The following is a 21,244-nucleotide window of genomic DNA, read 5'->3' on the forward strand; positions in this document are numbered from 1 at the left end:
CGCGTGTCTCGCCTTCGCCTTGTCAGGCCGGTCGGTCAAATCTACCTTTCGAGCCGGACAATTCCAATGCACCGGTGCCGGCAAATGCCTGCCCGACCACGGAAATGAAGGGAAGTACGCCATGGGCCTCGCCTTGCCCGACAGCATGCGCTGCGTCGAGATCACCCAGCCCGGAGGGCCGGAGGTGCTGCACCCCACCCGCCGTCCCGCCCCGGTGCCCGGCCCCGGCGAGATCCTGGTGGAGGTCGCCGCCGCAGGTGTGAACCGTCCCGACACCCTGCAGCGCCAGGGCCGCTACGACCCGCCTCCGGGCGCGTCCGACCTGCCCGGGCTGGAACTGTCCGGCACGGTCATCGCTATTGGCGAGGGCGTCGAGTCGTGGGCCAGCGGAGATCGCGTCTGCGCGCTCGTGGCCGGCGGCGGCTATGCCGAATATTGCGCGGTGCCGGCGGTGCAGGCCCTGCCGGTGCCCGGCCCGCTGTCGATGGTCGAGGCGGCGGCGGTGCCGGAGACCTTCTTCACCGTCTGGACGAACGTGTTCGAACGCGGCGCCCTGAAGCGCGGCGAGACGCTGCTGGTCCATGGCGGGTCGAGCGGCATCGGCACCACGGCGATCCAGCTGGCGAAAGCCTTCGGCGCCACGGTCTTCACCACCGCCGGCAGCGACGACAAGTGCCGGGCCTGCGAACAGCTCGGCGCCGACCGGGCGATCAACTACAGGACCGAGGATTTCGCCGCGGTGATCCGCGAGGCGACCGGCGGTCGCGGCGTCGATGTGGTGCTGGACATGGTCGGCGGCGACTATATCGCCCGCGACATCGACATCATGGCGATCGACGGGCGTCACGTCTCCATCGCCTTCCTGCAGGGGGCCAAGGTGTCGCTGAACATGGCGCCGGTGATGACCAAGCGCCTGACGCTGACCGGATCGACCCTGCGCGCCCGCCCGGTGTCCGAGAAGGGCCGCATCGCCGCCGCCCTGCGCGAGCATGTCTGGCCGCTTTTGGAGTCCGGCGGGATCAAGCCGCAGATTCACTGCACCTTCCCGCTGGACGAGGCGGCGGAGGCCCATCGCCTGATGGAAAGCAGCGCCCATATCGGCAAGATCGTGCTCACCGTCGGGGCGGACCCGGTCTGAGCAGGCCGGCGGAACGGTCCGGGATGCAAAACCGGACCGCATTCTGCGCTTTCTTCGTCGATGCGGCGCCGTCGGGCTTGCCTTGGACAGCCAAGACGGGTTAGCAGAGGCGAGCGGGCGGCCGGGATTTCCCGGTGCGCCTGCGCAAGCATGCTTACGCGGACCGGTATTCGCCCTATATCGTGGTGACGAGGAAGGGGCGACTGCCCCGGGATCGCGGAACCGCTCTCGCGCCGCATAACGAGTTCGAACGACCGGCCGCACCACCCGCCAGCGGGTGCGGCCGGTGAAGAGTTGTCAGGAGGGATGATGGCACTGCCCTTGATGCCGAAAGCGACGGCCGTTTGGCTGGTCGAGAACACGTCCTTGTCCTTCGAGCAGATCGCCGCCTTCTGCGGCATGCATTCGCTGGAAGTCCAGGCCATCGCCGACGGCGAGGTCGCGGTCGGCATGGTGGGGCTGGACCCCATCGCCAACGGCCAGCTGACCAAGCAGGAGATCGAGCGCTGCGAGAAGAACCAGGATCTGCGCCTGAAGCTGCTGGTCGCCGACCTGCCGCAGGTCGCCTCCCGGTCCAAGGGCCCGCGCTACACCCCGATCACCAAGCGCGGTGACAAGCCCGACGCCATCGCCTGGCTGCTGAAGCATCATCCGGAACTGTCCGACGCGCAGGTCTGCCGCCTGATCGGCACCACCAAGCCGACCATCGCCGCCGTGCGCGACCGCACCCACTGGAACGTCGCCAACATCAAGCCGCGCAGCCCGGTCATGCTGGGTCTCTGCTCCGGCCGCGAGTTGGAAGAGGCGCTGGCTTTGGCCATCCGCCGCGGCGGCGTGCCCCGCGCGCCCGAGGATGCCGCCGAGGACTTCTATGGCGAGAGCCGCGACGACGACCGCTATTCCGAACAGGAAGACGCCCATTGATGCCATCCCTTTCCCCGTCGCGGGAGAGGGCATGAAAGCAAGCGATGACCGACCGCAACACACCTCCGCCCCGGCTCGTCGTCGGCATCAGCGGCGCGTCGGGGGTGATCTACGGTATCCGCATGCTGCAGACGCTGCGGCGGATCGGCGTCGAATCGCATCTGGTCGTCAGCCGGTCCGCCGAAGTGACGCTGGCGCATGAAACCGCAATGAAGGTGGCGGAGCTGCGGGCGCTGGCCGACGTCAGCTATTCCGCCGCCGATATCGGGGCGGCGATCTCCAGCGGCAGTTTCCGCACGCTGGGCATGGTGGTCGCCCCCTGTTCGGTCCGCACGATGAGCGAGATCGCCAGCGGCGTGACCTCCACCCTGCTGACCCGTGCCGCCGACGTGGCCTTGAAGGAGCGGCGGCGGCTGGTTCTGATGGTGCGGGAGACACCGCTGCATCTGGGCCATCTGCGCACCATGACCGCGCTGGCGGAAATGGGAGCGGTGATCGCGCCGCCGGTGCCGGCCTTCTATGCGCAGCCGGAGAGCATCGACGATCTGGTGAACCATTCGGTGGGGCGGGTGCTGGACCTGTTCGGGCTTGATTCCGGCACTCTGCGCCGGTGGGGTGAGCGTCCGGCGGAGGGCTGACCCGCGCTGCAATGCCGCAACGGGCGGCTTGGACCGCGGACGCAATGCCGTTATACCGCTGTCGATGCGAAATGATGCGGAGCCGGCGCCGCCGCCGGCAGACAGTAACGGGGACAAGCCGACCATGCCGTTCAGCAGTCAACCGAGCGAGCCCATCCGCCAGCTTCTGGCCGGCATCAAGGCGTTCCGCGCCCGCTATTACGAACGCCGGCCCGACAGCATGCGACAGCTGGCCACCGAAGGCCAGCATCCGGAGGTTCTGCTGATCGGCTGTTCCGACAGCCGCGTCGATCCTGCCCTGCTGACCATGGCGGAACCCGGCGAGCTGTTCGTCGTGCGCAACGTCGCAAATCTCGTCCCGCCCTATCAGCCCGACGGCGCCTATCACGGCACCTCGGCCGCCATCGAATATGCGGTCAAATCGCTGAAGGTGTCCGAGATCATCGTGCTGGGCCACGCCCAATGTGGCGGTATCCAGGGCTTGATCCGGCTGCGCGCCGGCCAGAAGTCGAACGATGATTTCGTGTCCCCCTGGGTGTCGATCGCCGGTTCGGCGCTCGACCCCTATGTAGGACCGGAAGGCTCCGAACAGGCACGGGCCGATGCGGAAAAGCTGCAAAGCACCCCGGCGGTGATCGAGCGGGCGGCAGTCAGGGCATCGGTCGAGAATCTGATGACCTTCCCCTTCGTGCGCCAGGGGGTGGAAGCCGGGACGCTGAACATCCATGGCTGGTGGTTCGACATTCAATCGGGCGAAATGTGGGCGATCAACCCGACCAGCCGCCTGTTCCAGCCGGTCGAGTGATACCGGCGGTCTTTCAACATGACCGCTGGTATCCGCGCCGACCGGCACGGCGGCGGTCCATGCCGCTGAAACTCTCGATCCTGACAGGTCAGGATCGAGAGCCGCTGGTATAAAAACACCACGCGAACGCCTTACCCAGGGGCGAGCGGGGGAATTTCCGCGCGCCCTACCCTGTTGAGACCGAAGGAAAGAGTTTTTCTTCACTCCGACAAGAGGTAGGGAACGCCATGAAGACTGCACTTCCCCTTGTGATCCTGATCGCTGCTCCCCTTGCCCTGGCAGCGTGCAACCAGACCGGCAACAGCGGCAACAGCAGCGGTGGACTGTTCGGCGGCAGTGGTGGCGGGCTGTTCGGGTCGGGCAGTTCCGACTCGTCCTATGCGCGGAACGGCCGCTGCGACGACCCGCGCTACAACACCTCCAACGGCGGGCAGGCGGAGGCCGGGACCGATGATTACGACTGCTCGCGCTATGGCGACGGCATGAAGCGCTGAACCAGCGCCGCCAATTCGGTGGCCATGCGCCCGGAAACCGACCGCCAGTCGCCGGGCGCCGGCTGCCGGAACAGGCGGGCGGTCGGATACCATGGGCTGTCGTCGCGGCCGGTCATCCAGCGCCAGTCCGCCGAGAATGGCAGCGCCATCCACAGCGGCAGGCCGAGCGCACCGGCCAGATGCGCCGGCCCGGTGCAGGACGACACCACCAGATCCAGATTTGCCATGATCGCCGCCGTGTCGGCGAAATCGCTGATCTCCGGTGCCAGATCCATGAAGCCGTCGGGCAGGGCCGCATCGGCGAGATCGGCATGCCCCGGTCCCATCTGCAGGCCGTAGAAGCGGCAGCCCGGCACGTCGAGGAGCCCGCGCAAGCCGGCCAGCCGCGGAGAGCGCTGGTCGTCGCCGGGAAATCGCGGGTTCCCGGCCCAGACGAGGCCGACCCGCAGCCCTTCCGCTGCCGCAAGGCGCTCGCGCCAGACGGCGACGCGCGGCGGATCAGCCCGCAGATAGGGAATATCCGCAGGCAGGTCATCCACCACCGTGCCAAAGGCGAGCGGCAGGCTCATCAACGGACATTCGAGGTCGAAGGCCGGCAGCGGATCGCCCCGCGCGATCACCTGTGCCGGTCCATCCAGCCCGGCCATCAGCGGCAGCAGGGACGGCTGCACCTCCAGGACCACACGGCCGCCGCGGGCTGCCACCAGCGGGACATAGCGCAGGAACTGGAGGGTGTCTCCCAAACCCTGTTCCGCATAGAGCAGGATGGTCCGGCCTTCAAGCGCCTCCCCCCGCCATGTCGGTTGTGAGAAGCGGCGCCAGGGCGGTTCGGCCCGGTCGTCGCTGCGACGCCACTCGAACTCGGGCCAGCCGCCGGCATAGTTCCCGGCCATCAGCCGGGAAAATCCAAGATTCCAGTGAAGCCCGGCATCCTGAGGCCGGTCGGACAGAGCGTGTTCGAAGTCGGTGGCTGCTTCCGCCGGCCGAGCCATGGCGACCAGCGCCGTGCCGCGGGCCGCCCACAGCGAGGGGCCGGGCCGCAGCCGCGCAGCATCCGCGAAGGCGTCCAGCGATTCGGGGAAGCGCCCGAGCTTCGCCAGCACCGCACCCAACACCTCCCATGCCTCGCCGAGGTTGCGGTCAGCCGCCAGCGCGTTGCGGGCCGCCGCCTCTGCATCGGTCCAACGGCGCTGCGCGGCGAGCGAGGCGGCGAGCGTCGCATGGGCAACGGCGGAGCGGCCATTCAGGTGCAACGACCGGCGGGCGCTGATTTCCGCCGCTTGCGGCTCGCCCTGCGACGCCAGCGCTGCCGCGCGGTTGGCCAGCGCATCGGCATGATCAGGAGCCAGACTCAACGCCTGACCGGCAGCCGCAATCGCGGCATCCTGCCGGCCAAGCCTGCGCAGGGCGGCGGATCTGCTGGCATGGGCATCGGCCAACTCCGGCATCAGGCGCAACGCCCGGCCATAGAGCCCCACCGCCCGCTCCACCGCACCCGCCGACTGCTCCGCCCCCGCGAGGTTGGACCAGCCGGCGGCGGAATCGGGGCGCAATGCCGCTGCAAGGCGAAGCCGCCTCACCGCCGCCTCCCCATGCCCCGTCTGTGCGGCCAGGACGCCGAGCAGTTGCATGGCATCGGCATATTCAGGATCGGCGGCCAGGATGCGGCGGTAGATGTCCTCCGCCTCCGCCACCCTGCCCGCCTGGTGGTGGTCGAGAGCGATCAGGAGGGCCTGCGACAAAGTAACCATAGGAACTCTTGTGGGTTGGCGGGGGCCGGCGGTGTTTCGGATCATGCGCCGCCGGCGCGGCGCCAGTCCAGCCGGGGACCGTCGCCAATCGTCGCAAACGGTCACAGAATCGGGATTTTCCCTGGATTGTCATGAGACTGACGCATCGCTATTGTCCGCGCCGATATCCAAGGAGCGGATCATGACCTCGCGCCCAGCCCGGGCCCATTCCAAATTCGGCACCTGCCGGATGCATGTTCTTGCAGCTGTGGCGCTTGTGCTCCCGCTGTGCATCGGAACCGCCCCTGCGATTGCCAGCGAAGGTGCCAAGCCGAACGGCTGCCCGTGGGCGCAGGATGTCACACTGGAGATCAACGGCAAGACCCTGACCCTGAAGCAGGAATCCTTCACCGCCGTGACCTCAGAGCCGATCGAGATCGAGCAGTTCAAGGTCTTCCCGCTGGTCGACCAGCTGAAGCTGCGCATCATCGGCCCCAAGGGCCGCGAGTGGGAGGCCGCGTTGACCCGTCTGGTCAGCGGCAAGCGCTGCAGCGCCTTCTACGCCGGCAAACCCGAACTGGTGTCGGACACGGTGCGCGATCCGAACGAGTTGATTCTGAACCGGTAGGGCAACGGGACAGCCGGCCTCAGCTGCCGGGCATCACCCCCGCCAGTTCGTCCAGTGCGGGATCGCCGCCAGGCACCAGCAGCGCCATGTTCAAGGCGGCCAGTTCCGCACTGCCGCCTGGCCGCGGCATGACCCCGGCGGCGGCGAACAGCCGATCCTGCTGGACGCGCTCGGCCTCCAGCTCCGCGGCCTTCATGCGGCGGTAGAAGGCGTCATCCTCATCCTTGGCGCGGCGGCGCAGGGCGCGCAACGGGCGAACGACCTCCTCCCGCCAGTCGGAGACGGCCGAATCGATGCGGACAAGCTCGGCATCGGACAGACGAATTCCGCACTCCAGCCCGGCCCAGGCGGCGAACAGCAGCAGATTGACGTCCACCCCGCGCCGGTCCTGCAACGACAGGCAAAGGGCCGGAACCCCCGGCCGCCGGTAGACGGCCAGGGAAAAGTCCCAGAACGGGTTCACCGTCCCGCTCAATCGCCGAAGCTGATGTTCAGGCCGCGGGCGGTCTTGACCAGCGCCCCGTCCAGCTCGACGCAGGAGTAATGCTCGATCGCCTCGGTGATCGGCACGTCGATGACGCCGCGGTTCGACCAGGCGACCATGCGGTTGAACTTGCCTTCCGCGATCAGGTCGACGGCGTGGACGCCGAAGGCCGACGCGATCAGCCGGTCGCGCGGGCTGGGCATGCTGCCGCGCTGGACATGGCCCAGAACGGTGACGCGGGTCTCGGCCCCGGTGGCATCGGCGATCTTCTCGCCGATATAGTCGCCGATGCCGCCATAGCGCTTCTCGCCACCCTGCAGCACCTTCTTGACGCCGGTGCCTTCGAGCGTCTTCACCGCCTCCGACACCACGACCAGCGCGAAGTTGCGGCCGGAATTGCGGACGTCCTGGATCTTGGCCGCGATGCTCTCGATCGAGTAGGCGATTTCAGGGATCAGGATCACGTCGGCCCCGCCGGCGATGCCGGCCGCCAGCGCGATGTGGCCGGCGTCGCGGCCCATCACCTCCAGCACCATCACCCGGTGGTGGCTGGCGGCGGTGGGCTGCAGGCGGTCGAGCGCCTCCACCGCGACGGCGACGGCGGTGTCGTAGCCGACCGACACCTCGGTCTTGCCCAGATCGTTGTCGATGGTCTTGGGCACGCCCACCATCGGAAAGCCGCCCTTCTGCGCCAGCTTGTGCAGGATGGCGAAGCTGCCGTCGCCGCCGATTCCGATCAGGGCATCCAGGCCGAGTTCGCGATAACCGCCGACGATCTCGTCCGACCTGTCCTTCAGCGTGCCGTCCGGCATCGGATAGGCAAAGGGATCGCCGCGGTTGGTCGTGCCCAGGATGGTGCCGCCCTGCCGCATCATGTGGCCATCGACCGAGCCGAGGTCGAGCGTCTGGTACTGCACCGGGCGCTGCAGCAGGCCCTGGGTGCCTTCCTTGATGCCCAGCACCTGCCAGCCATAGCCGGTGGCGCGGTGGACCACCGCACGGATGACGGCGTTCAGCCCGGCGCAATCGCCGCCGCTGGTCAGGATGCCGATGCGCTTGCCGGCTTTCTTTGGGGCAGTCATTGAGAGGTTCCCGTCCCGTTCGCCTGTTTGTTGAAATGAACCACCATGTTACCGGATCAGGCGTTTCCCGCAATCGTTGCCCGCATCCGCAAAGGTGGAATGCCGCCGACGGGGGGAGGCGCGGCGCTCCTCCTGCCCAGTGGACGACACCGGTTGTTTGACGGTGCCGTCCCGCCGCAAATCTGGTATAGTCCGGCCCGCCCAGCCAAAGGGCCACCCGCAAGAGCACCCCCGACCCATCCGGGGCAACGGCCACTTCCAACGGGCGCGATGAACGAGCAAGAGATTTTGAAGGAAAAGCTGGCGAGCTTGCGCAGCGAGCACCGCGACCTGGACGACGTCATCGCCCGGCTTGCCGAACGCGCGCCCTACGACCAGTTGCAGATGCAGCGGTTGAAGAAGCGCAAGCTGATGCTGAAGGACCAGATCATGGTCCTGGAAAGCCGGCTCCTGCCGGACATCATTGCGTAGGCATGCCCTCTCCCATTGGGAAAGAAGGCCATCGACGCCGTCGTCACCCCTTCTTCGGCACCGTGAAGAACTGAATGCCCATCTGGAAGCTGCGGGCGATGTTCTCCGCCTTGCCGATCAGGAAGGCGGCACCGTCGGGCGGGAAGAGTTCGTGGGCGGTCTCGCGGAACAGGCCCAGCCATCGTTCGAAATGCTGCGGCTCCAACCCCAGCGAGATGTGGACCGGCATCGGTCGACCATCGTAGCGCTGGGTCAGCAGGGCAATGGACGACCAGAAATCCATCATCTTGCGCAGGTGCGGCTCCCAATCGGCGATGGCCCGGCCGAAGATCGGACCCAGCACGTCATCCTTCATGATCTTGCCGTAGAAGGTCCTCACGAGCCTTTCGATCGACTCCTCATCGATGCCGACGGTGGCCATCCGCTCCTCCGCCATGGCGGTGCGGATGTCACGGCGCTCATTGCGCTGGTCGTCGCTGGGAACGCTGTCGGTCATGGGATGGGTCCGGTCCGGAATTGCATGGGGTCTAACCTGATCATATGGGACGGCACCATAGGTGGAAGCATGTTCCGCCGGAAGGGCCGGGATGTCGCAGCGGACTGGACGGATTTGCGATGCGGCGGGCAGCGGGTGGGCGGCGCCTCTGGACAGCGGCCCGACTCCACCTATAATGCGCCGCTTTCCTGACCTTGAGGGAAGCGCCACGCCGTGTCCGCCGAACACTCTCAGAACAGCGCCGTTCCGGCCAACGACATCGCGGCCGAAGGCGATCAGCCGCTGGTCGGCATCATCATGGGCAGCCAGTCGGACTGGACCACCATGAAGCATGCCGCCGACACCCTGGCGGCCCTGGGCATCCCCCACGAGGTCCGCATCGTCTCCGCGCACCGCACGCCGCATCGGCTGGTGGAGTACGCCACGACCGCAAAGGCGCGCGGGCTGAAGGTGGTGATCGCCGGTGCCGGCGGAGCCGCCCACCTGCCGGGCATGGCCGCGTCGATGACGCCGCTGCCGGTCTTCGGCGTTCCGGTCGAAAGCCACGCGCTGAAGGGGATGGACAGCCTGCTGTCGATCGTCCAGATGCCGGGCGGCGTCCCGGTCGGCACCTTGGCCATCGGCAAGGCCGGCGCCATCAACGCCGCGCTGCTTGCCGGTTCGGTCATCGCACTGATGGACCCGCAGGTGGCCGCGGCGCTGGATGGCTGGCGCACACGCCAGACAGCGGCTGTGGCCGAAGCGCCGATCGACGACCCGACCTGACAGCAACAAGGCCGCACCGCAATGACCGGCAATCAGAAGGGCGCCACCCTGCCCCGCCTCGCCCCCGGCTCCACCATCGGTATGCTGGGTGCCGGACAGCTCGGCCGGATGACGGCGCTGGCCGCCGCCAGACTGGGCTACAAGACCCATGTCTACGCTCCCGACGCGGCGGACAGCCCCGCGGCTCAGGTCAGTGCCGCGGCGACCGTCGCCGATTGGAACGACCTGGACGCGCTGGAACGCTTCGCCCGTTCCGTCGACGTGGTGACGCTGGAGTGGGAGAATGTCCCGGTGGCGACGGCGGAGCATCTGCGCCGCTTCACCAACCTGCATCCCGGCCCGAACGTGCTGTCGGTGGCACAGGACCGCATCGCCGAAAAGAGCTTCGTCAACCGGCTGGGCATCGCGACAGCGCCCTGGCGCGCCGCGAACGGTGCCGACGACATCGCCCGAGCGGTGGCGGAGATCGGGCCGCGCTGCGTCCTGAAATCCACCCGCCTCGGCTATGACGGCAAGGGGCAGGCGCGGCTCGAAGCCGGCAGCGATCCGGCAGCGGCCTGGAGCGCCATCGGCGGCGGCAAGCCCGGCGTCGAGGGCATCGTGGAGGGCTTCGTCACCTTTGCCTGCGAGGTGTCGGTGATCGTCGCCCGCGGCGCGGACGGCACGATGGTCGCCTATCCGGCGGTGGAGAACCGGCACAAGGACGGCATCCTCGACGTCACCATCGCCCCCGCTTCTTCGGACAAGGTGTCGGCGGCGACGGCGGCGGAAGCGGACCGCATCGCCCGGCGCATCGCCGAAGCTCTGGATCTGGTCGGTGTGCTGGCGGTGGAGATGTTCGTCACCGCGGACGGCGCCGTCCTGGTCAACGAGATGGCTCCACGCCCGCACAATTCCGGTCACTGGACCATGGACGCCTGCGCCTCCTGCCAGTTCGAGCAGCTGGTGCGCGCGGTCTGCGGCCTGCCGCTGGGATCGGTCGACCGGCTGGCCGATGCCGAGATGACCAACCTGATCGGCGACGACGTGCTGCGCTGGCCGGAGTTTCTGGCGGAGCCCGGTGCCCGCCTCCACCTCTACGGCAAGGCGGAAGCCCGTCCCGGCCGCAAGATGGGCCATGTCAACCGGCTGTTCCCGCGCCGCTGACTTTCTCCTCCGCAGGACCGATGCAGAGGCCCCGCGACCCCATGGTCGGCGGGGCCTTTTTATATTGTCCGCCACTCATTATCGAACCCGCGGATTCACCGGGTCGTCGAAATGCCTGTCCTGTGTTTTCCCAGGAGACAACTCCAATCCAGCAAAAACCGAAACGACCGATCCGACAGGTTCCTGTTCAGGGCAGAGACGTCACAAAATGCCGCGTTTCGCGTGTGATGACGGTTATCGGCTGCGGTCGGGCTTTTAACTGATGTCAACATTGGTTACTCTAAGTCATATTCCTATCGAAACTATCTAAACTTTGATGCAATTTGCATCCGGATGACGATGCCCCTGGCGCAGGACAATGCAGGACGCTCCAACACAGCGATCAGCCCGGTCGTGAACCCGGCGGCCGGTCCGCTCGGACCGCGTCGGCCTCAGTCCAGCCGGGATCGTGACCGCTTCGTCGGCTTCGCCTTCGCCGCCGCCGATCTGCTGATCGAGACGGATGGGCAGGGCGGCATCCTGTTTTCCGCCGGTGCCCGCTGCCGCCTGACGAAGGGCGAGGTCGGCGGGCTGGTGGGCACCAATCTCATGGATGTGGTGGCTCCCGGCGACCGCAAATACGTTCATGTCCTGTTCGAACGAATCCGGGAGAAGGCGCGGATCAAGCCATCGCGTGTATTGTTCCAGGCCTTCGATGGGCAGCAGTTTCCAGCGCTCCTGGGCGGCTGCCGTCTCGATTCCTGTCCGGGGTCGTTGTTCCTGACCATTCTGCTGACCGTTCCGCCGCGAACCGGCTCCGCCGGGTCCGCGGTGCAGGGCGAACTGCTCGACCAAACCGGTTTCGCCAACATCCTGGAAGAGCGGCTCCTCGCAGCCCGCGAAAGGGGGGTGGACCAGGGACTGACCCTGCTTCTGGTCGAAGGGTTGCAGGCCATGGTCGACGCCATGCCGGAGGGGGCCGCGGCCGAGGTGCGCGACGGCATCGACGCCTATCTGCGCGGCATCTCCGCCGATGGGGACAGCGCAGGCCAGTTGGGCGGCGACCGCTACGGCATCGTCCATGCCGCCGACATCGACGGGCAAGAGGTGCAGGGGCACATCGCGCAGATCGTCGAGGCGGCGGGCGGCGCCCTGCCCGGCGGCATCCGGTCCTGGACCCTGGACATGGCCGACGACCGGCTGGACCCCGCCGACGCCGCCCGCGCCCTGGTCTATACCGTGCAGGCCTTCGCCTCAGCCCAAGGCGGCGAATTCACCATCTCCAGCCTGGAGGACGGCGCCAACCGCCTGATGGCGGGAGCGGTGGAGCGGATCGGGCAATTGCGCGCCACCATCGACAATCGCGATTTCATCGTCGTCTACCAGCCCATCGTCGACATCGCCACCGGCGCCGTCCACCACCTGGAAGCACTAACCCGCGTGGAGGGATCGAGCTCGCCGGCCGACTTCATCACCTTCGCCGAGGATGTCGGACTGATCTATGATTTCGATCTGCTGCTGACCCAGACGGTGCTCGACACGCTGAGGGAGTTCCGCAAGGAGCCCAAGCTGCCGGACGTCGCGATCAACCTGTCGGCCAAGACGCTGATGAGCCCGATCTTCCTCAAGCAGTTCCAGTCGGTCGTCGCCCCCTATGGCGATCTGGCGGCGAAACTGCTGATCGAGGTGACGGAAACGGTGGTCGTCACCGACATCGCCAAGCTGAACGAGGTGCTGCAGAAGCTGCGCGAGGTCGGGTTCCGCATTTGCCTGGACGATGTCGGAGCAGGATCGACGAGCTTCCAGTCGCTCTACGGCATCCAGGCCGACTATGCCAAGATCGATGGCAAGTTCGTCCGCGGCGCGGTCAACAGCCCGCGCGACATGGCGATGCTGCGCTCGATGGTGGATGTCTGCCGCCAACTGGGGTTGGAGCTGATCGGCGAGCAGGTGGAAGAGGCGGTCCATGCGAACCTGCTGACCGGCCTCGGCGTGTCGCTGGCACAAGGATTTCTGTTCAGCCGGCCATCGCGCGATTTTTCCTACTTCGCCAAGGACTGGTCCAAGGTACGCAGCGGCGGCAAGATATTGCTCAAGGGATGAGGCCGGACCACGCCTGCACCCTGCCGCGCTTGGTTTCCCCCTTACCTGGCGATCTCGACGCAGCCGGGCGCCCGATGACCGCGGTGGCTCGCACGCACGAGCTCGCCTACCGCATCGAGGGGGGCGAGTCGGTCGGCTTTGCGAATTCCTGGGCGAGCTGCGCAGCGAATGGATAGCTGGCGGGACAGGCGGGCGCCGTGTTCGACATCGAACGGAAGACGGGCACGGTCTTCACCCTGCGCTGGGCGCTGTCCCCGGCCTAGAGGCGGCGCCCCGCTCTCACGCCGGGAGCGGAACGCGGAAGCAGGCGCTGCCCTCGAGGGCGTCCATTCCCGGAATGCTGTGAACCTGATCGAGACGGCGGCGGGCGGCGTCCAACAGTTCCCGGTTGCGAGCACGCACATCGCTGCCGGCATGGCCATCGCGCAGCCGCATGCGGCGCAGCAGATCCTCCGCCTGATCCAACGATTCCATGATGCTCAATGCGGTATTGGAGTCCATCGTCGCCCTCTTTTTCTCTGCACCCATTTTGACATTCGCGGTGCGGTCCATCACATGCCGGCAACATTAATCACCGCAACTCGCGGTCAGGTAGAGGATATTTGGTCGCACATCGTCAAAATCGTGTGGCTTTTTATTTGTTATTTTCATTTGGTTGAATCGCTTTTCTTCAGCCAATCCGTCTGAATGCGGATCACCTTCTCGGTGGCGGAAAATGCCTGACGGCGGGTAAGAACCAAAATGACGCCACTGCTGGCCGCGATCAGGGGAATCGGTCCGATGATCCAGGCGAGCGCCGCCAGCGCGAAATAGTAGGAGCGCATGCCGCCGTTCAGCGCGGTGATGGCGAGAGTCAACGCCTCGCCAATGGTCTCGGCAATGACCTTGCGGTCCTCGGGGCGTACCGGCGGCATGGGCGCCGAGCCGATCAAAGCACAGCAGTAGTTATACTGGCGCAGTGCCCAGGTGAACTTGAAGAAGCCGAAGGTGAAGATCACCACCATCAGCAGCATCTTGATCTCGAACAGCTGGTGCGAGGTCTTTACCGTGAAGGACAGGTTCGACACCAGTTCCTGCGCCCGCTCCGCCGCGCCGAAGGAACCGATCAGGCCGGCCAGCACCAGCATGTTGGTGGAGGCGAAGAAGGTGCAGCTGTGCATGGTGTGGCCGACCAGCTGCGAATCCATGATGCGGTTCTCGCGTTCCAGCATCCGGTCGATCCAGTATCGGCGTACGATCTTCAGATGCTGGTTGACCATATTGCGGCCGGACAGCAGATGGTCCTGGATGACGGTGAAGCCGACCCAGGAACCGACGAACCAGACGAAGGCGATGATGTCGAGGGTGGTGGCATCGGGCGGCATGATGGGTAATCGCGTCAGGTGGCGGCAAGCCCGCACCGTTTACGCCCGCCGCACGCGGGTGTCCATTGGCGGATGCCGGGACTGAGGCTGTCCGCATCATCCTTCCGCCGGTCCGCGGCCCTGTACCGCCTTCAGCACATGGACGCGGATGGCGCTGGACAGGTTGCCGGTGCGCGTCTGGTCGATCTCCTCGATCAGGGCGTTCACGGACAGGCCACGCCCTTGGGCCACCGTTTTCAGGGCATCCCAGAACTCTTCTTCAAGGGAAACGCTGGTGGGGTGGCCGGCAATCAGGACCGAACGCTTCTTCATGGTCACGCACGCATCGGTTTGCAGGATGGGGGTGGTCAGAGGAAGGCCGGATCGGCCGGGATGGACACCCCCACCCTAACCCCAAGCTTAGCCGGGACCAACCATCCGTTCGGGGCGAACCCATTGATCGAATTGCTCATCCGTCAGGAGTCCGAGTTCCCGCCCGGCCTCCTTTAGGCTTGTCCCTTCCTTGTGGGCCTTCTTGGCGATCTTCGCTGCATTGTCATAGCCGATATGCGGGTTCAGCGCCGTCACCAGCATCAGGCTGTCGGACACCAGCCGGGCGATGCGGTCGCGGTTGGCTTCGATGCCCACGACGCAATTGTCGGTGAAGCTCATCGCCGCGTCGGTCAGCAGGCGGATGGATTGCAGCACGTTGTAGGCGATGACCGGCTTGAACACGTTCAATTCGAAATGGCCGGTGGCGCCGGCCACGGTGACGGTGGTGTGGTTGCCCATCACCTGGGCACAGACCATGGTCATCGCCTCCGACTGTGTCGGGTTGACCTTGCCGGGCATGATGGAGGAGCCGGGCTCGTTCTCCGGCAGCGACAGCTCGCCGATGCCCGACCTTGGACCGGAGCCCAGAAGCCGGATGTCGTTGGCGATCTTCATCAGCGACACCGCCAGCGTGTTGAGATGGCCGTGGACATCGACCAGCGAGTCATGGGTCGCCAGCGCCTCGAACTTGTTTTCCGCCGTGACGAAGGGAAGGCCGGTGAAGGCCGCCACCTCCTCGGCGAAGGCTTCGGCGAAGCCCGGCTTTGCGTTCAGCCCGGTGCCGACCGCCGTGCCGCCCTGGGCCAGCCGGTAGAGCTGCGGCAGCGCTCCCTTCACCCGGCCGATGCCGTAGGACACCTGCGCCGCATAGCCGGAGAATTCCTGCCCCAGCGTCAGCGGCGTCGCGTCCTGCAGATGGGTGCGGCCGATCTTGACGATGTCCCGGAAGGCGTCGGCCTTGGCGTCCAGTGCGGTGCGCAGATGCTCCAGCGCCGGGATCAGGCTGCGGACGATCTCGTCGGCCGCCGCGATGTGCATGGCGGTGGGGAAGCTGTCGTTCGACGACTGTCCCATGTTGACATGGTCGTTGGGGTGGATCGGCGTCTTCGACCCCATGGTGCCGCCAAGCTGCTCGATGGCCCGGTTGGCGATCACCTCGTTGGCATTCATGTTGGTCTGGGTGCCGGAGCCGGTCTGCCAGACCACAAGCGGGAAGTGATCGGCCAGCCGGCCGTCGACCACCTCGTCCGCCGCGGCCATGATGGCCGCGCCGAGCTTCGGGTCGAGAACGCCCAGCTTCATGTTGGCCGCCGCCGCGGCGCGCTTCTGGATCCCCAGTGCACGAACCAGAGGGGCTGGCATGCGCTCCCCGCCGATGCGGAAATTCTGCAGGGAGCGCTGGGTCTGCGCGCCCCAGTAACGGTCGGCCGGAACTTCGATTGGGCCGAAGCTGTCGGTTTCGGTGCGGACGCCACTCATGGCTGAACCTTTCCTGATCGCCGCTTTTGGTCACGGGTGGGGCGGGTTGCAATCGCCGCCGCCCCGCCTGATCTTTGGGGTGACGGCCCCGGCGGCAAGGGACGCCAAGGGCATAGCAAGCATGAGCGGGAGCGACTCGGTGAAAATCCTCACTCTTTCGTCGAATTTGTTCTTGTTGTGTTCGATTTTCTTCCGTACGCTTTCCCGGTGAACCGATGGGCCGGCGTTAAGCGGGCCGCCAAAGCGAATGGGGGACGGAATGGACGATCATGCACCGGACCATGTCCGCGCGTTCATTGCCCGGACACGCGTTGCGGAAATGAAGAGCCGCGGCTGGCGCGTTCTCGGCCCGGTGGAGGAGGGCTCCATGCTGATGGAAGGCCCGATGCTCGCCAGCCGCCCGACGGTGTTCCAGGTGCCCATCGGCGGCTTGTTCGACGACCTTGTCGCCCGCGCGTTGGAGCGCGCCGACGCCCGCGACCGGATGGATGCCCGCCGCGCCGCCTGACGTCAGCGTCACAACCCAATCATGCCTCCACTGAAGACAGGAGCCTGCCTGCCCATCGATCGGGCTGCGAATTGCCTTTTTCCGCAGTCTTGATGATGGCGCAGCGAGTTCGGCCATACCGCAGGCATGACCTGCCTGTACCGGCTTGTACCACAGAAGCATAGGCATTCTCAGGGGGGCGCCTATCCAATGGGTTGCAGAGAATGCACCCTTTGATAGTCCATCCCCCTTATTCCCAGACCGCTCTGCGAAACCGGACATTGCGTTGCGTGTTGTTCATGGAACACCAGACGCGACGGGGGGCATCGGACAGGGATCGAAAGCGGCAGGAATTGGGTGTTCCATCCAGCCCAGTGAGGTACTCCTTTGGAGTGGTCATAGCACCCTTGCCAAAGATCGGAAGTACCACCGAAGATACGACCTGCTGCATAGTCCTGTTAGTAAGTCCTTAACCGGCTCGATGGCTTGATAAACCCATCGGGAACGCTCAGGCCAAGGGAGATTTACATGATCAGCGCCGTCAACTCGAAGAAGATCAACGCATCATCCGCGGTTCATATTGCGCTTCTCGACCAGTTCATTCGGTTGACCCAAGACACCATCGTGGAACAGGACGATACCTTCGTCCGCGACAGCCTGGTTGATCTTCTGTCCAGCCTGCGCAACGAACGCGCAGACTATGCCGAGATCATCGGCGTGTCCGCGTTGAACCGCGCCGTCTGATCCCGGTCATTTCGGACGCCCCTCCGGTTTGAACGGTCAGGCCCCGGTGTTCCCTTCCGCCGCCAACGCCGACAGCGCGTCGCCGGTCAGCCGGTAGGGAAGCCATTCCTCCATCTGACGGAAGCCCACCCGGTCGTAGAATGCGCGAGCCGGGTTCCAGTCCAGGACACTCAGATCCACACGGCGGCACCCCCGCTCAACCGCAAGCTGAGCCACCGCTGCCAACAGCTTGCGGCCGACGCCATAGCGGCGGGCATCCGGCGCGACGTAGAGATCCTCGACATACAGGCCGGGGCGCCCTTCCCAGGTGGAGAAATTGCGGAAGGTCAGGACGAATCCGACCGGCGAGCCGTCCAGTTCGGCGATCAGCGCCTCGAACACCGGATGCTCTCCCCAGCCGTCACGGCGGAAATCCTCCTCAGTGGCCTTGACCGCATCGGGCTCGTTCTCGAATTCGGCCAGTTCGCGGACGAAACGCAGGATGGTGGCGCAATCGGCCTCGACGGCGGGGCGGATGGTGACGGTCGGCATCGGCGGCGGGGTCTCCGGTTGGGACGATCGATGAAAACGAAAGGGAGCGGACCATAGCCCGCCCCCCGTTTTTCCGCATCCCCGTGACTGCAGTGCCGGTCTGTGCGTCCCGTCAGGTCAGTCGTCGCCACCGCCCTTCAGGTCCAGGATGCTGCGCAGTTCCTGCACACGCCGCTCGGCGCTGTGTTCGGACAGCACCCGCTTGCGCGCCCGCCGGCCCAGGTCGGTCAGGTGATTGCGCGGCAGCATCATCGCGGTGGTCACATCATCGGTTTGCGCCGCGACCAGGATCTCCCGGCCGGGCTCGAAGAAGCTGTCCAGCCCTTCCCAGTGGTCGGCGACGATGGCGGCACCGCAGGCGGCGGCCAGGAACAGCCGGTTGGACGGGCACCAACCGATCTTGCGTTCGTCGTCGCGCGCCAGCGTCAGCGCCAGACTGGCGGAGGCCAGAACATCGGCATGCTCCGCCGGGGCGAGATCCGGAAAGGTCAGGATGTTGGAAGCGCGCGGAACCCCGTCCGGCAGGTCGGTGCCGACCAGCACGAAGCGCCGCCGGGTCAGCCGCTGCGCCGGATCGATGAAGAAGCGGCCCACCCCCTCACGGATGCCTTCTGAGCCGGCAACGATGCAACAGAGGTCGCCCAGATACTCCCGCCTGAAGGCGCCGGGCTTGTCCGACTCCGGCACGATCCAGGGATAGAGCGGCGCCACCGCCTCCGCCCCTGCCTTGGCCCGGTAACGCTCCAGCGCCGGCCCGCCGCAGGAGGCGAGCACCATGTCGAAGCCGCCCAGCCCATCGGCCGGCAGATGGTCCACCGCCTCCCCCGCCTCCAACGCGGTGAGGCTTACCGGCGCCTCCGGATCGTAGAGCACGCGGCGCACGGCCTTCGAGTTGCGGGCAAGATTGGCGGCGGCGCGGGCATCCGGGCCGTGCGCCACAACCAGCGTCACGCCGGCATCGTCGGCCTGGGCCGCCGCATTCACCGCCACTGCATCCCAATCGGCGTAGGAAATCACCTCGCCTCCGGGAATGGTCCAGGGCGCAGCCGCGTCGGGACCGGCGCGTTCGACCGCAACCACGCGATGGCCGCGGATCGCCAGCGCCTGGATCAGCGCCCGCCAGCGCACCATGTTGCCGCCATCGTGGCGATACCCGTTGGTCAAGCCGAAGATCACGATTTTCATGGCGTCGGCACCTTTGGCGTTCCGTGGCAGAAGGCGGCCCCTTCATCGAAGCGGCAGCTGGTCAACGCGGTCGATCGAGGCGGGTTCCGGCCTGGGCTCCGGCTCCTGTTTCCCAGCGGGAAAGCGGCCCCGAAGGACGAAGACCCGCCGGACGATGGCCGCGAAGTTGTGAGTACGAAAGGAGATATGGACCGCGCCACTCCCCATGCAAGCGCACCTGGGGCCACCAGCAATGCAATGCGCGGCATCGGCACCGGTGACGGCGAATTGGCGGTTGAGCGGCGGGTCCGGGCGTCCTAGGGTCACGCTCCGCCTTTCCCTTCCGATCACGGTCGAGCGCATGCGACTTCCGTTCCGTCATCCCGCCCGCCTCCTTCTCGCCACCCTGCTGATGGCCGGCTGCCAAAGCACAGGCGTCACCGCCCCCGTGGCAGGCGGCGCGAGCGCCACCTCCGGCGCCGCGGCACCGTCCGCCGCCCAATCGCAGGCCGCCGTCCGGCAGTCCGTTCCCTTCCCCGAATGGCTGGCGGCACTGCGTGCCGAAGCACTGTCCCAGGGCATCCGTCCGCAGACCTTCGACCGCGCCTTCCAGCGTGTGAAGCTGTCCGACCGCGTCGTTGAACTCGATTCGTCCCAGCCCGAGTTCACCCGGCAAGTGTGGCAGTATTTGGACAGCGCCGTGAACGAAAAGCGCGTCCAGGACGGCCGGCGCAAGCTGCAGGAGCAAGCGGCGTTGCTGTCCCGCATCACCCGCCGCACCGGCGTTCCGGGAGAGATCCTGGTCGCCTTCTGGGGGGTGGAGTCCGACTTCGGCAAATCGACCGGCAACTTCCCGGTCATCGACGCGCTGACGACGCTGGCTTTCGAGGGCCGCCGCGCCGCCTATTTCCGCTCGGAACTGCTGGCGGCGCTGCGCATTCTCGATTCGGGCGACATCGCGCCGGAGCGCATGACCGGCTCCTGGGCCGGAGCCATGGGCCAGACCCAGTTCATGCCGACGGTCTTCCTGCGCAACGCGGTGGACGAGGACGGCGACGGCCACCGTGACATCTGGGGCAGCATGCCGGACGTGCTGGCCTCCACCGCCAAGTTCGTTCTCGCCAACGGTTGGAAGCAGGGCGAGCCCTGGGGCCAGGAGGTCCGGCTTCCGGATGGATTCCCCTACGACCAGGCGGAGTTGAGCATCACCAAGCCGCTGTCGGAATGGCGCCGGCTGGGTGTGCATCCGCTGGATGGCGGCGACCTTGCCGGCGACGCCCCGGCGGCGATCCTGGTGCTTGCCGGCCATCGCGGTCCGGCTTTCCTGGTGCGCGACAATTTCCGCGCGATCATGCGCTACAATCCGTCCACCAGCTACTCGCTGGCCGTCGCCCTGCTGGCGGACCGCATGACCGGCAAGCCGGGCGTCCAGGGCGGCTGGCCGCGCGAAGAACAGGCGTTGAGCCGCGACGAGCGCATCGACCTGCAGCAGCGTCTGGCGTCGTTGGGCATGGAGCCGGGGGCGGCAGACGGCATTGTCGGCGCGAACACGCGCAACGCGGTGCGCCGCTTCCAGGCGTCTATCGGGGAAATTCCCGACGGCTTCGCCACCAAGGCATTGTTGGAGCGGTTGCGGCAGCGGTCTTGAGCGGTCAATCCCCGCGCCTCTTCCCCGTCCCTCCCCCGCTTGTCCGGGGGCGGGAACGGGGAAGCCCTTACGGCTGTTTCATCCCCTCATCAGCCATCCCGCCGCGCATCAGCCCGAAAGCCGCCGGCAGCAGAATCGCCGCCACCCCTGCGCCGACCAACGCGTCGGGCGCGCCGTCCAGCAGCAGCCAGCTCGCGGCCAATCCCGCCAGACCGGCGCCCAGAGGCAACACATTCTTGCGGGAGCACAGCCAGATCGCCCGCGGAGTCAGCGTACCGCGCCGTCCGGCGAACAGCAGGGTCGAGGCCACCACCGTCACGCCGATTGCGAACAGCAACGCAAGGCTGGCGAGCGGAACGTCGGGAAACGCCATGCCGGCGATGCTGCGTCCAGCCGCCACCACCAGGACCACGGCCGCAACGGCCAGCGCCACCCCCTGCACGGCCGACAGACGCACACGCCATTCGGGTGCCTGTCCCATGCCCGCCAGCGCAACGCCATTGGACGCCGCATGGTTCAGCACCAGCAGCCCGGCCGCCCACAGGGAAACCGCCTGCGTCGCATCGGCGGCGGCGAGCAGAAGTGCGGCGAGCAGCCCATTCACCACCATCGATATCCGCATGGTGTGCTTC

At 66.7% G+C, this 21,244-nt stretch carries 25 protein-coding genes; 14 read left to right on the forward strand and 11 right to left on the reverse strand.

Annotation, left to right across the window (positions count from 1 at the left end):
* Positions 1 to 121: 121 nt before the first annotated feature.
* The 5 genes from A6A40_RS06040 to A6A40_RS06060 all read left to right on the forward strand — a co-directional run bounded on the left by A6A40_RS06040 (position 122) and on the right by A6A40_RS06060 (position 3,999).
* Positions 122 to 1,138: an NAD(P)H-quinone oxidoreductase gene (locus tag A6A40_RS06040; RefSeq protein WP_063634598.1), complete on the forward strand. Its 1,017-nt coding sequence runs from the start codon at positions 122 to 124 to the stop codon at positions 1,136 to 1,138.
* A 309-nt stretch (positions 1,139 to 1,447) separates the two neighbouring features.
* Positions 1,448 to 2,062, forward strand: a complete 615-nt coding sequence (locus A6A40_RS06045) for a DUF1013 domain-containing protein (protein ID WP_063636145.1) — start codon at positions 1,448 to 1,450, stop codon at positions 2,060 to 2,062.
* Positions 2,063 to 2,106: 44 nt separating this feature from the next.
* Positions 2,107 to 2,700, forward strand: a complete 594-nt coding sequence (locus tag A6A40_RS06050; protein ID WP_063634599.1) for a UbiX family flavin prenyltransferase — start codon at positions 2,107 to 2,109, stop codon at positions 2,698 to 2,700.
* 124 nt (positions 2,701 to 2,824) lie between these two features.
* A complete protein-coding gene (locus A6A40_RS06055; RefSeq protein WP_063634600.1) occupies positions 2,825 to 3,505 on the forward strand; it encodes a carbonic anhydrase in 681 nt (226 codons plus the stop codon).
* Between the two features lie 227 nt (positions 3,506 to 3,732).
* Positions 3,733 to 3,999, forward strand: coding sequence for a hypothetical protein (locus tag A6A40_RS06060; RefSeq protein WP_063634601.1), 267 nt, complete (start codon positions 3,733 to 3,735; stop codon positions 3,997 to 3,999).
* Here the strand turns inward: A6A40_RS06060 and A6A40_RS06065 are convergent.
* Entirely contained in the window at positions 3,975 to 5,750 is a 1,776-nt protein-coding gene (locus A6A40_RS06065) for a tetratricopeptide repeat protein (RefSeq protein ID WP_063634602.1), read from the reverse strand. The genes A6A40_RS06060 and A6A40_RS06065 overlap by 25 nt on opposite strands.
* A gap of 181 nt (positions 5,751 to 5,931) precedes the next feature.
* On the opposite strand from A6A40_RS06065, the gene A6A40_RS06070 reads away from it, so the two are divergent.
* On the forward strand, positions 5,932 to 6,357 hold the full coding sequence (locus A6A40_RS06070) for a hypothetical protein (protein WP_063634603.1): 426 nt from the start codon (positions 5,932 to 5,934) through the stop codon (positions 6,355 to 6,357).
* A gap of 19 nt (positions 6,358 to 6,376) precedes the next feature.
* Here A6A40_RS06070 and A6A40_RS06075 read toward each other — a convergent pair whose 3' ends face one another.
* Positions 6,377 to 6,820: a TIGR02444 family protein gene (locus A6A40_RS06075; protein WP_236783749.1), complete on the reverse strand. Its 444-nt coding sequence runs from the start codon at positions 6,818 to 6,820 to the stop codon at positions 6,377 to 6,379.
* Positions 6,821 to 6,828: 8 nt separating this feature from the next.
* Positions 6,829 to 7,923 (reverse strand): ATP-dependent 6-phosphofructokinase, encoded by a 1,095-nt coding sequence (locus tag A6A40_RS06080; RefSeq protein WP_063634605.1) that lies wholly within the window; start codon positions 7,921 to 7,923, stop codon positions 6,829 to 6,831.
* 270 nt (positions 7,924 to 8,193) lie between these two features.
* Here A6A40_RS06080 and A6A40_RS06085 point away from each other — a divergent pair, with 270 nt between their 5' ends.
* Positions 8,194 to 8,394 (forward strand): YdcH family protein, encoded by a 201-nt coding sequence (locus tag A6A40_RS06085; RefSeq protein WP_012974357.1) that lies wholly within the window; start codon positions 8,194 to 8,196, stop codon positions 8,392 to 8,394.
* Positions 8,395 to 8,437: 43 nt separating this feature from the next.
* On the opposite strand, the gene A6A40_RS06090 is transcribed toward A6A40_RS06085, so the two are convergent.
* Positions 8,438 to 8,890, reverse strand: coding sequence for a group III truncated hemoglobin (locus A6A40_RS06090; protein ID WP_236783750.1), 453 nt, complete (start codon positions 8,888 to 8,890; stop codon positions 8,438 to 8,440).
* A gap of 213 nt (positions 8,891 to 9,103) precedes the next feature.
* On the opposite strand from A6A40_RS06090, the gene purE reads away from it, so the two are divergent.
* The 3 genes from purE to A6A40_RS06105 all read left to right on the forward strand — a co-directional run bounded on the left by purE (position 9,104) and on the right by A6A40_RS06105 (position 12,883).
* Entirely contained in the window at positions 9,104 to 9,655 is a 552-nt protein-coding gene (gene purE / locus A6A40_RS06095) for a 5-(carboxyamino)imidazole ribonucleotide mutase (RefSeq protein WP_082860740.1), read from the forward strand.
* 21 nt (positions 9,656 to 9,676) lie between these two features.
* Positions 9,677 to 10,801 (forward strand): 5-(carboxyamino)imidazole ribonucleotide synthase, encoded by a 1,125-nt coding sequence (locus A6A40_RS06100; protein WP_063634606.1) that lies wholly within the window; start codon positions 9,677 to 9,679, stop codon positions 10,799 to 10,801.
* Positions 10,802 to 11,134: 333 nt separating this feature from the next.
* Positions 11,135 to 12,883, forward strand: coding sequence for an EAL domain-containing protein (locus tag A6A40_RS06105; RefSeq protein WP_063634607.1), 1,749 nt, complete (start codon positions 11,135 to 11,137; stop codon positions 12,881 to 12,883).
* A 279-nt stretch (positions 12,884 to 13,162) separates the two neighbouring features.
* Here A6A40_RS06105 and A6A40_RS06110 read toward each other — a convergent pair whose 3' ends face one another.
* From A6A40_RS06110 to fumC, 4 genes are all read right to left on the reverse strand, one after another.
* On the reverse strand, positions 13,163 to 13,435 hold the full coding sequence (locus A6A40_RS06110; RefSeq protein ID WP_146191541.1) for a hypothetical protein: 273 nt from the start codon (positions 13,433 to 13,435) through the stop codon (positions 13,163 to 13,165).
* 95 nt (positions 13,436 to 13,530) lie between these two features.
* Entirely contained in the window at positions 13,531 to 14,247 is a 717-nt protein-coding gene (locus tag A6A40_RS06115) for a DUF599 domain-containing protein (RefSeq protein WP_063634609.1), read from the reverse strand.
* A 96-nt stretch (positions 14,248 to 14,343) separates the two neighbouring features.
* Positions 14,344 to 14,559 (reverse strand): ribbon-helix-helix domain-containing protein, encoded by a 216-nt coding sequence (locus A6A40_RS06120; RefSeq protein ID WP_063634610.1) that lies wholly within the window; start codon positions 14,557 to 14,559, stop codon positions 14,344 to 14,346.
* Between the two features lie 87 nt (positions 14,560 to 14,646).
* Positions 14,647 to 16,038 (reverse strand): class II fumarate hydratase, encoded by a 1,392-nt coding sequence (fumC, locus tag A6A40_RS06125; RefSeq protein ID WP_063634611.1) that lies wholly within the window; start codon positions 16,036 to 16,038, stop codon positions 14,647 to 14,649.
* Here fumC and A6A40_RS06130 point away from each other — a divergent pair.
* From A6A40_RS06130 to A6A40_RS06140, 3 genes are all read left to right on the forward strand, one after another.
* Positions 16,037 to 16,249 carry a hypothetical protein gene (locus tag A6A40_RS06130; protein ID WP_063634612.1) on the forward strand — a complete coding sequence of 71 codons (213 nt, stop codon included), beginning with the start codon at positions 16,037 to 16,039 and terminating at the stop codon, positions 16,247 to 16,249. The genes fumC and A6A40_RS06130 overlap by 2 nt on opposite strands.
* A gap of 108 nt (positions 16,250 to 16,357) precedes the next feature.
* The gene (locus A6A40_RS06135) at positions 16,358 to 16,546 is read left to right on the forward strand and encodes a hypothetical protein (protein WP_236783751.1); all 189 of its coding nucleotides are present in this window, start codon (positions 16,358 to 16,360) and stop codon (positions 16,544 to 16,546) included.
* 507 nt (positions 16,547 to 17,053) lie between these two features.
* The gene (locus A6A40_RS06140; protein WP_063634614.1) at positions 17,054 to 17,269 is read left to right on the forward strand and encodes a hypothetical protein; all 216 of its coding nucleotides are present in this window, start codon (positions 17,054 to 17,056) and stop codon (positions 17,267 to 17,269) included.
* 36 nt (positions 17,270 to 17,305) lie between these two features.
* Here A6A40_RS06140 and A6A40_RS06145 read toward each other — a convergent pair whose 3' ends face one another.
* Both A6A40_RS06145 and A6A40_RS32185 read right to left on the reverse strand, forming a co-directional pair.
* Positions 17,306 to 17,800, reverse strand: a complete 495-nt coding sequence (locus A6A40_RS06145; protein WP_063634615.1) for a GNAT family N-acetyltransferase — start codon at positions 17,798 to 17,800, stop codon at positions 17,306 to 17,308.
* Positions 17,801 to 17,917: 117 nt separating this feature from the next.
* Positions 17,918 to 18,985 carry a glycosyltransferase family protein gene (locus A6A40_RS32185; protein ID WP_063634616.1) on the reverse strand — a complete coding sequence of 356 codons (1,068 nt, stop codon included), beginning with the start codon at positions 18,983 to 18,985 and terminating at the stop codon, positions 17,918 to 17,920.
* A gap of 340 nt (positions 18,986 to 19,325) precedes the next feature.
* Here A6A40_RS32185 and A6A40_RS06155 point away from each other — a divergent pair, with 340 nt between their 5' ends.
* Entirely contained in the window at positions 19,326 to 20,612 is a 1,287-nt protein-coding gene (locus tag A6A40_RS06155) for a lytic murein transglycosylase (protein ID WP_063634618.1), read from the forward strand.
* 67 nt (positions 20,613 to 20,679) lie between these two features.
* Here the strand turns inward: A6A40_RS06155 and A6A40_RS06160 are convergent, their stop codons facing one another.
* The gene (locus tag A6A40_RS06160) at positions 20,680 to 21,234 is read right to left on the reverse strand and encodes a hypothetical protein (protein ID WP_236783752.1); all 555 of its coding nucleotides are present in this window, start codon (positions 21,232 to 21,234) and stop codon (positions 20,680 to 20,682) included.
* Positions 21,235 to 21,244 lie beyond the last annotated feature (10 nt).

Origin of the sequence: Azospirillum humicireducens (assembly GCF_001639105.2) — a bacterium.
GTDB lineage: Bacteria > Pseudomonadota > Alphaproteobacteria > Azospirillales > Azospirillaceae > Azospirillum > Azospirillum humicireducens.

Bases quoted from the DNA above. Each gene is read 5' to 3' on its own strand.
- A6A40_RS06090 (WP_236783750.1), bottom strand. From the start codon at position 8,890: ATGACCGACAGCGTTCCCAGCGACGACCAGCGCAATGAGCGCCGTGAC.
- A6A40_RS06060 (WP_063634601.1), top strand. From the start codon at position 3,733: ATGAAGACTGCACTTCCCCTTGTGATCCTGATCGCTGCTCCCCTTGCC.
- A6A40_RS06080 (WP_063634605.1), bottom strand. From the start codon at position 7,923: ATGACTGCCCCAAAGAAAGCCGGCAAGCGCATCGGCATCCTGACCAGC.
- A6A40_RS06050 (WP_063634599.1), top strand. From the start codon at position 2,107: ATGACCGACCGCAACACACCTCCGCCCCGGCTCGTCGTCGGCATCAGC.
- A6A40_RS06055 (WP_063634600.1), top strand. From the start codon at position 2,825: ATGCCGTTCAGCAGTCAACCGAGCGAGCCCATCCGCCAGCTTCTGGCC.
- A6A40_RS06105 (WP_063634607.1), top strand. From the start codon at position 11,135: ATGACGATGCCCCTGGCGCAGGACAATGCAGGACGCTCCAACACAGCG.
- A6A40_RS06100 (WP_063634606.1), top strand. From the start codon at position 9,677: ATGACCGGCAATCAGAAGGGCGCCACCCTGCCCCGCCTCGCCCCCGGC.
- A6A40_RS06155 (WP_063634618.1), top strand. From the start codon at position 19,326: ATGCGACTTCCGTTCCGTCATCCCGCCCGCCTCCTTCTCGCCACCCTG.
- A6A40_RS32185 (WP_063634616.1), bottom strand. From the start codon at position 18,985: ATGAAAATCGTGATCTTCGGCTTGACCAACGGGTATCGCCACGATGGC.
- A6A40_RS06045 (WP_063636145.1), top strand. From the start codon at position 1,448: ATGGCACTGCCCTTGATGCCGAAAGCGACGGCCGTTTGGCTGGTCGAG.
- A6A40_RS06070 (WP_063634603.1), top strand. From the start codon at position 5,932: ATGACCTCGCGCCCAGCCCGGGCCCATTCCAAATTCGGCACCTGCCGG.
- A6A40_RS06115 (WP_063634609.1), bottom strand. From the start codon at position 14,247: ATGCCGCCCGATGCCACCACCCTCGACATCATCGCCTTCGTCTGGTTC.
- A6A40_RS06135 (WP_236783751.1), top strand. From the start codon at position 16,358: ATGAAGAGCCGCGGCTGGCGCGTTCTCGGCCCGGTGGAGGAGGGCTCC.
- A6A40_RS06140 (WP_063634614.1), top strand. From the start codon at position 17,054: ATGATCAGCGCCGTCAACTCGAAGAAGATCAACGCATCATCCGCGGTT.
- A6A40_RS06110 (WP_146191541.1), bottom strand. From the start codon at position 13,435: ATGGACCGCACCGCGAATGTCAAAATGGGTGCAGAGAAAAAGAGGGCG.
- A6A40_RS06120 (WP_063634610.1), bottom strand. From the start codon at position 14,559: ATGAAGAAGCGTTCGGTCCTGATTGCCGGCCACCCCACCAGCGTTTCC.
- A6A40_RS06065 (WP_063634602.1), bottom strand. From the start codon at position 5,750: ATGGTTACTTTGTCGCAGGCCCTCCTGATCGCTCTCGACCACCACCAG.
- A6A40_RS06160 (WP_236783752.1), bottom strand. From the start codon at position 21,234: ATGCGGATATCGATGGTGGTGAATGGGCTGCTCGCCGCACTTCTGCTC.
- A6A40_RS06040 (WP_063634598.1), top strand. From the start codon at position 122: ATGGGCCTCGCCTTGCCCGACAGCATGCGCTGCGTCGAGATCACCCAG.
- A6A40_RS06085 (WP_012974357.1), top strand. From the start codon at position 8,194: ATGAACGAGCAAGAGATTTTGAAGGAAAAGCTGGCGAGCTTGCGCAGC.
- A6A40_RS06130 (WP_063634612.1), top strand. From the start codon at position 16,037: ATGGCTGAACCTTTCCTGATCGCCGCTTTTGGTCACGGGTGGGGCGGG.
- fumC (WP_063634611.1), bottom strand. From the start codon at position 16,038: ATGAGTGGCGTCCGCACCGAAACCGACAGCTTCGGCCCAATCGAAGTT.
- A6A40_RS06145 (WP_063634615.1), bottom strand. From the start codon at position 17,800: ATGCCGACCGTCACCATCCGCCCCGCCGTCGAGGCCGATTGCGCCACC.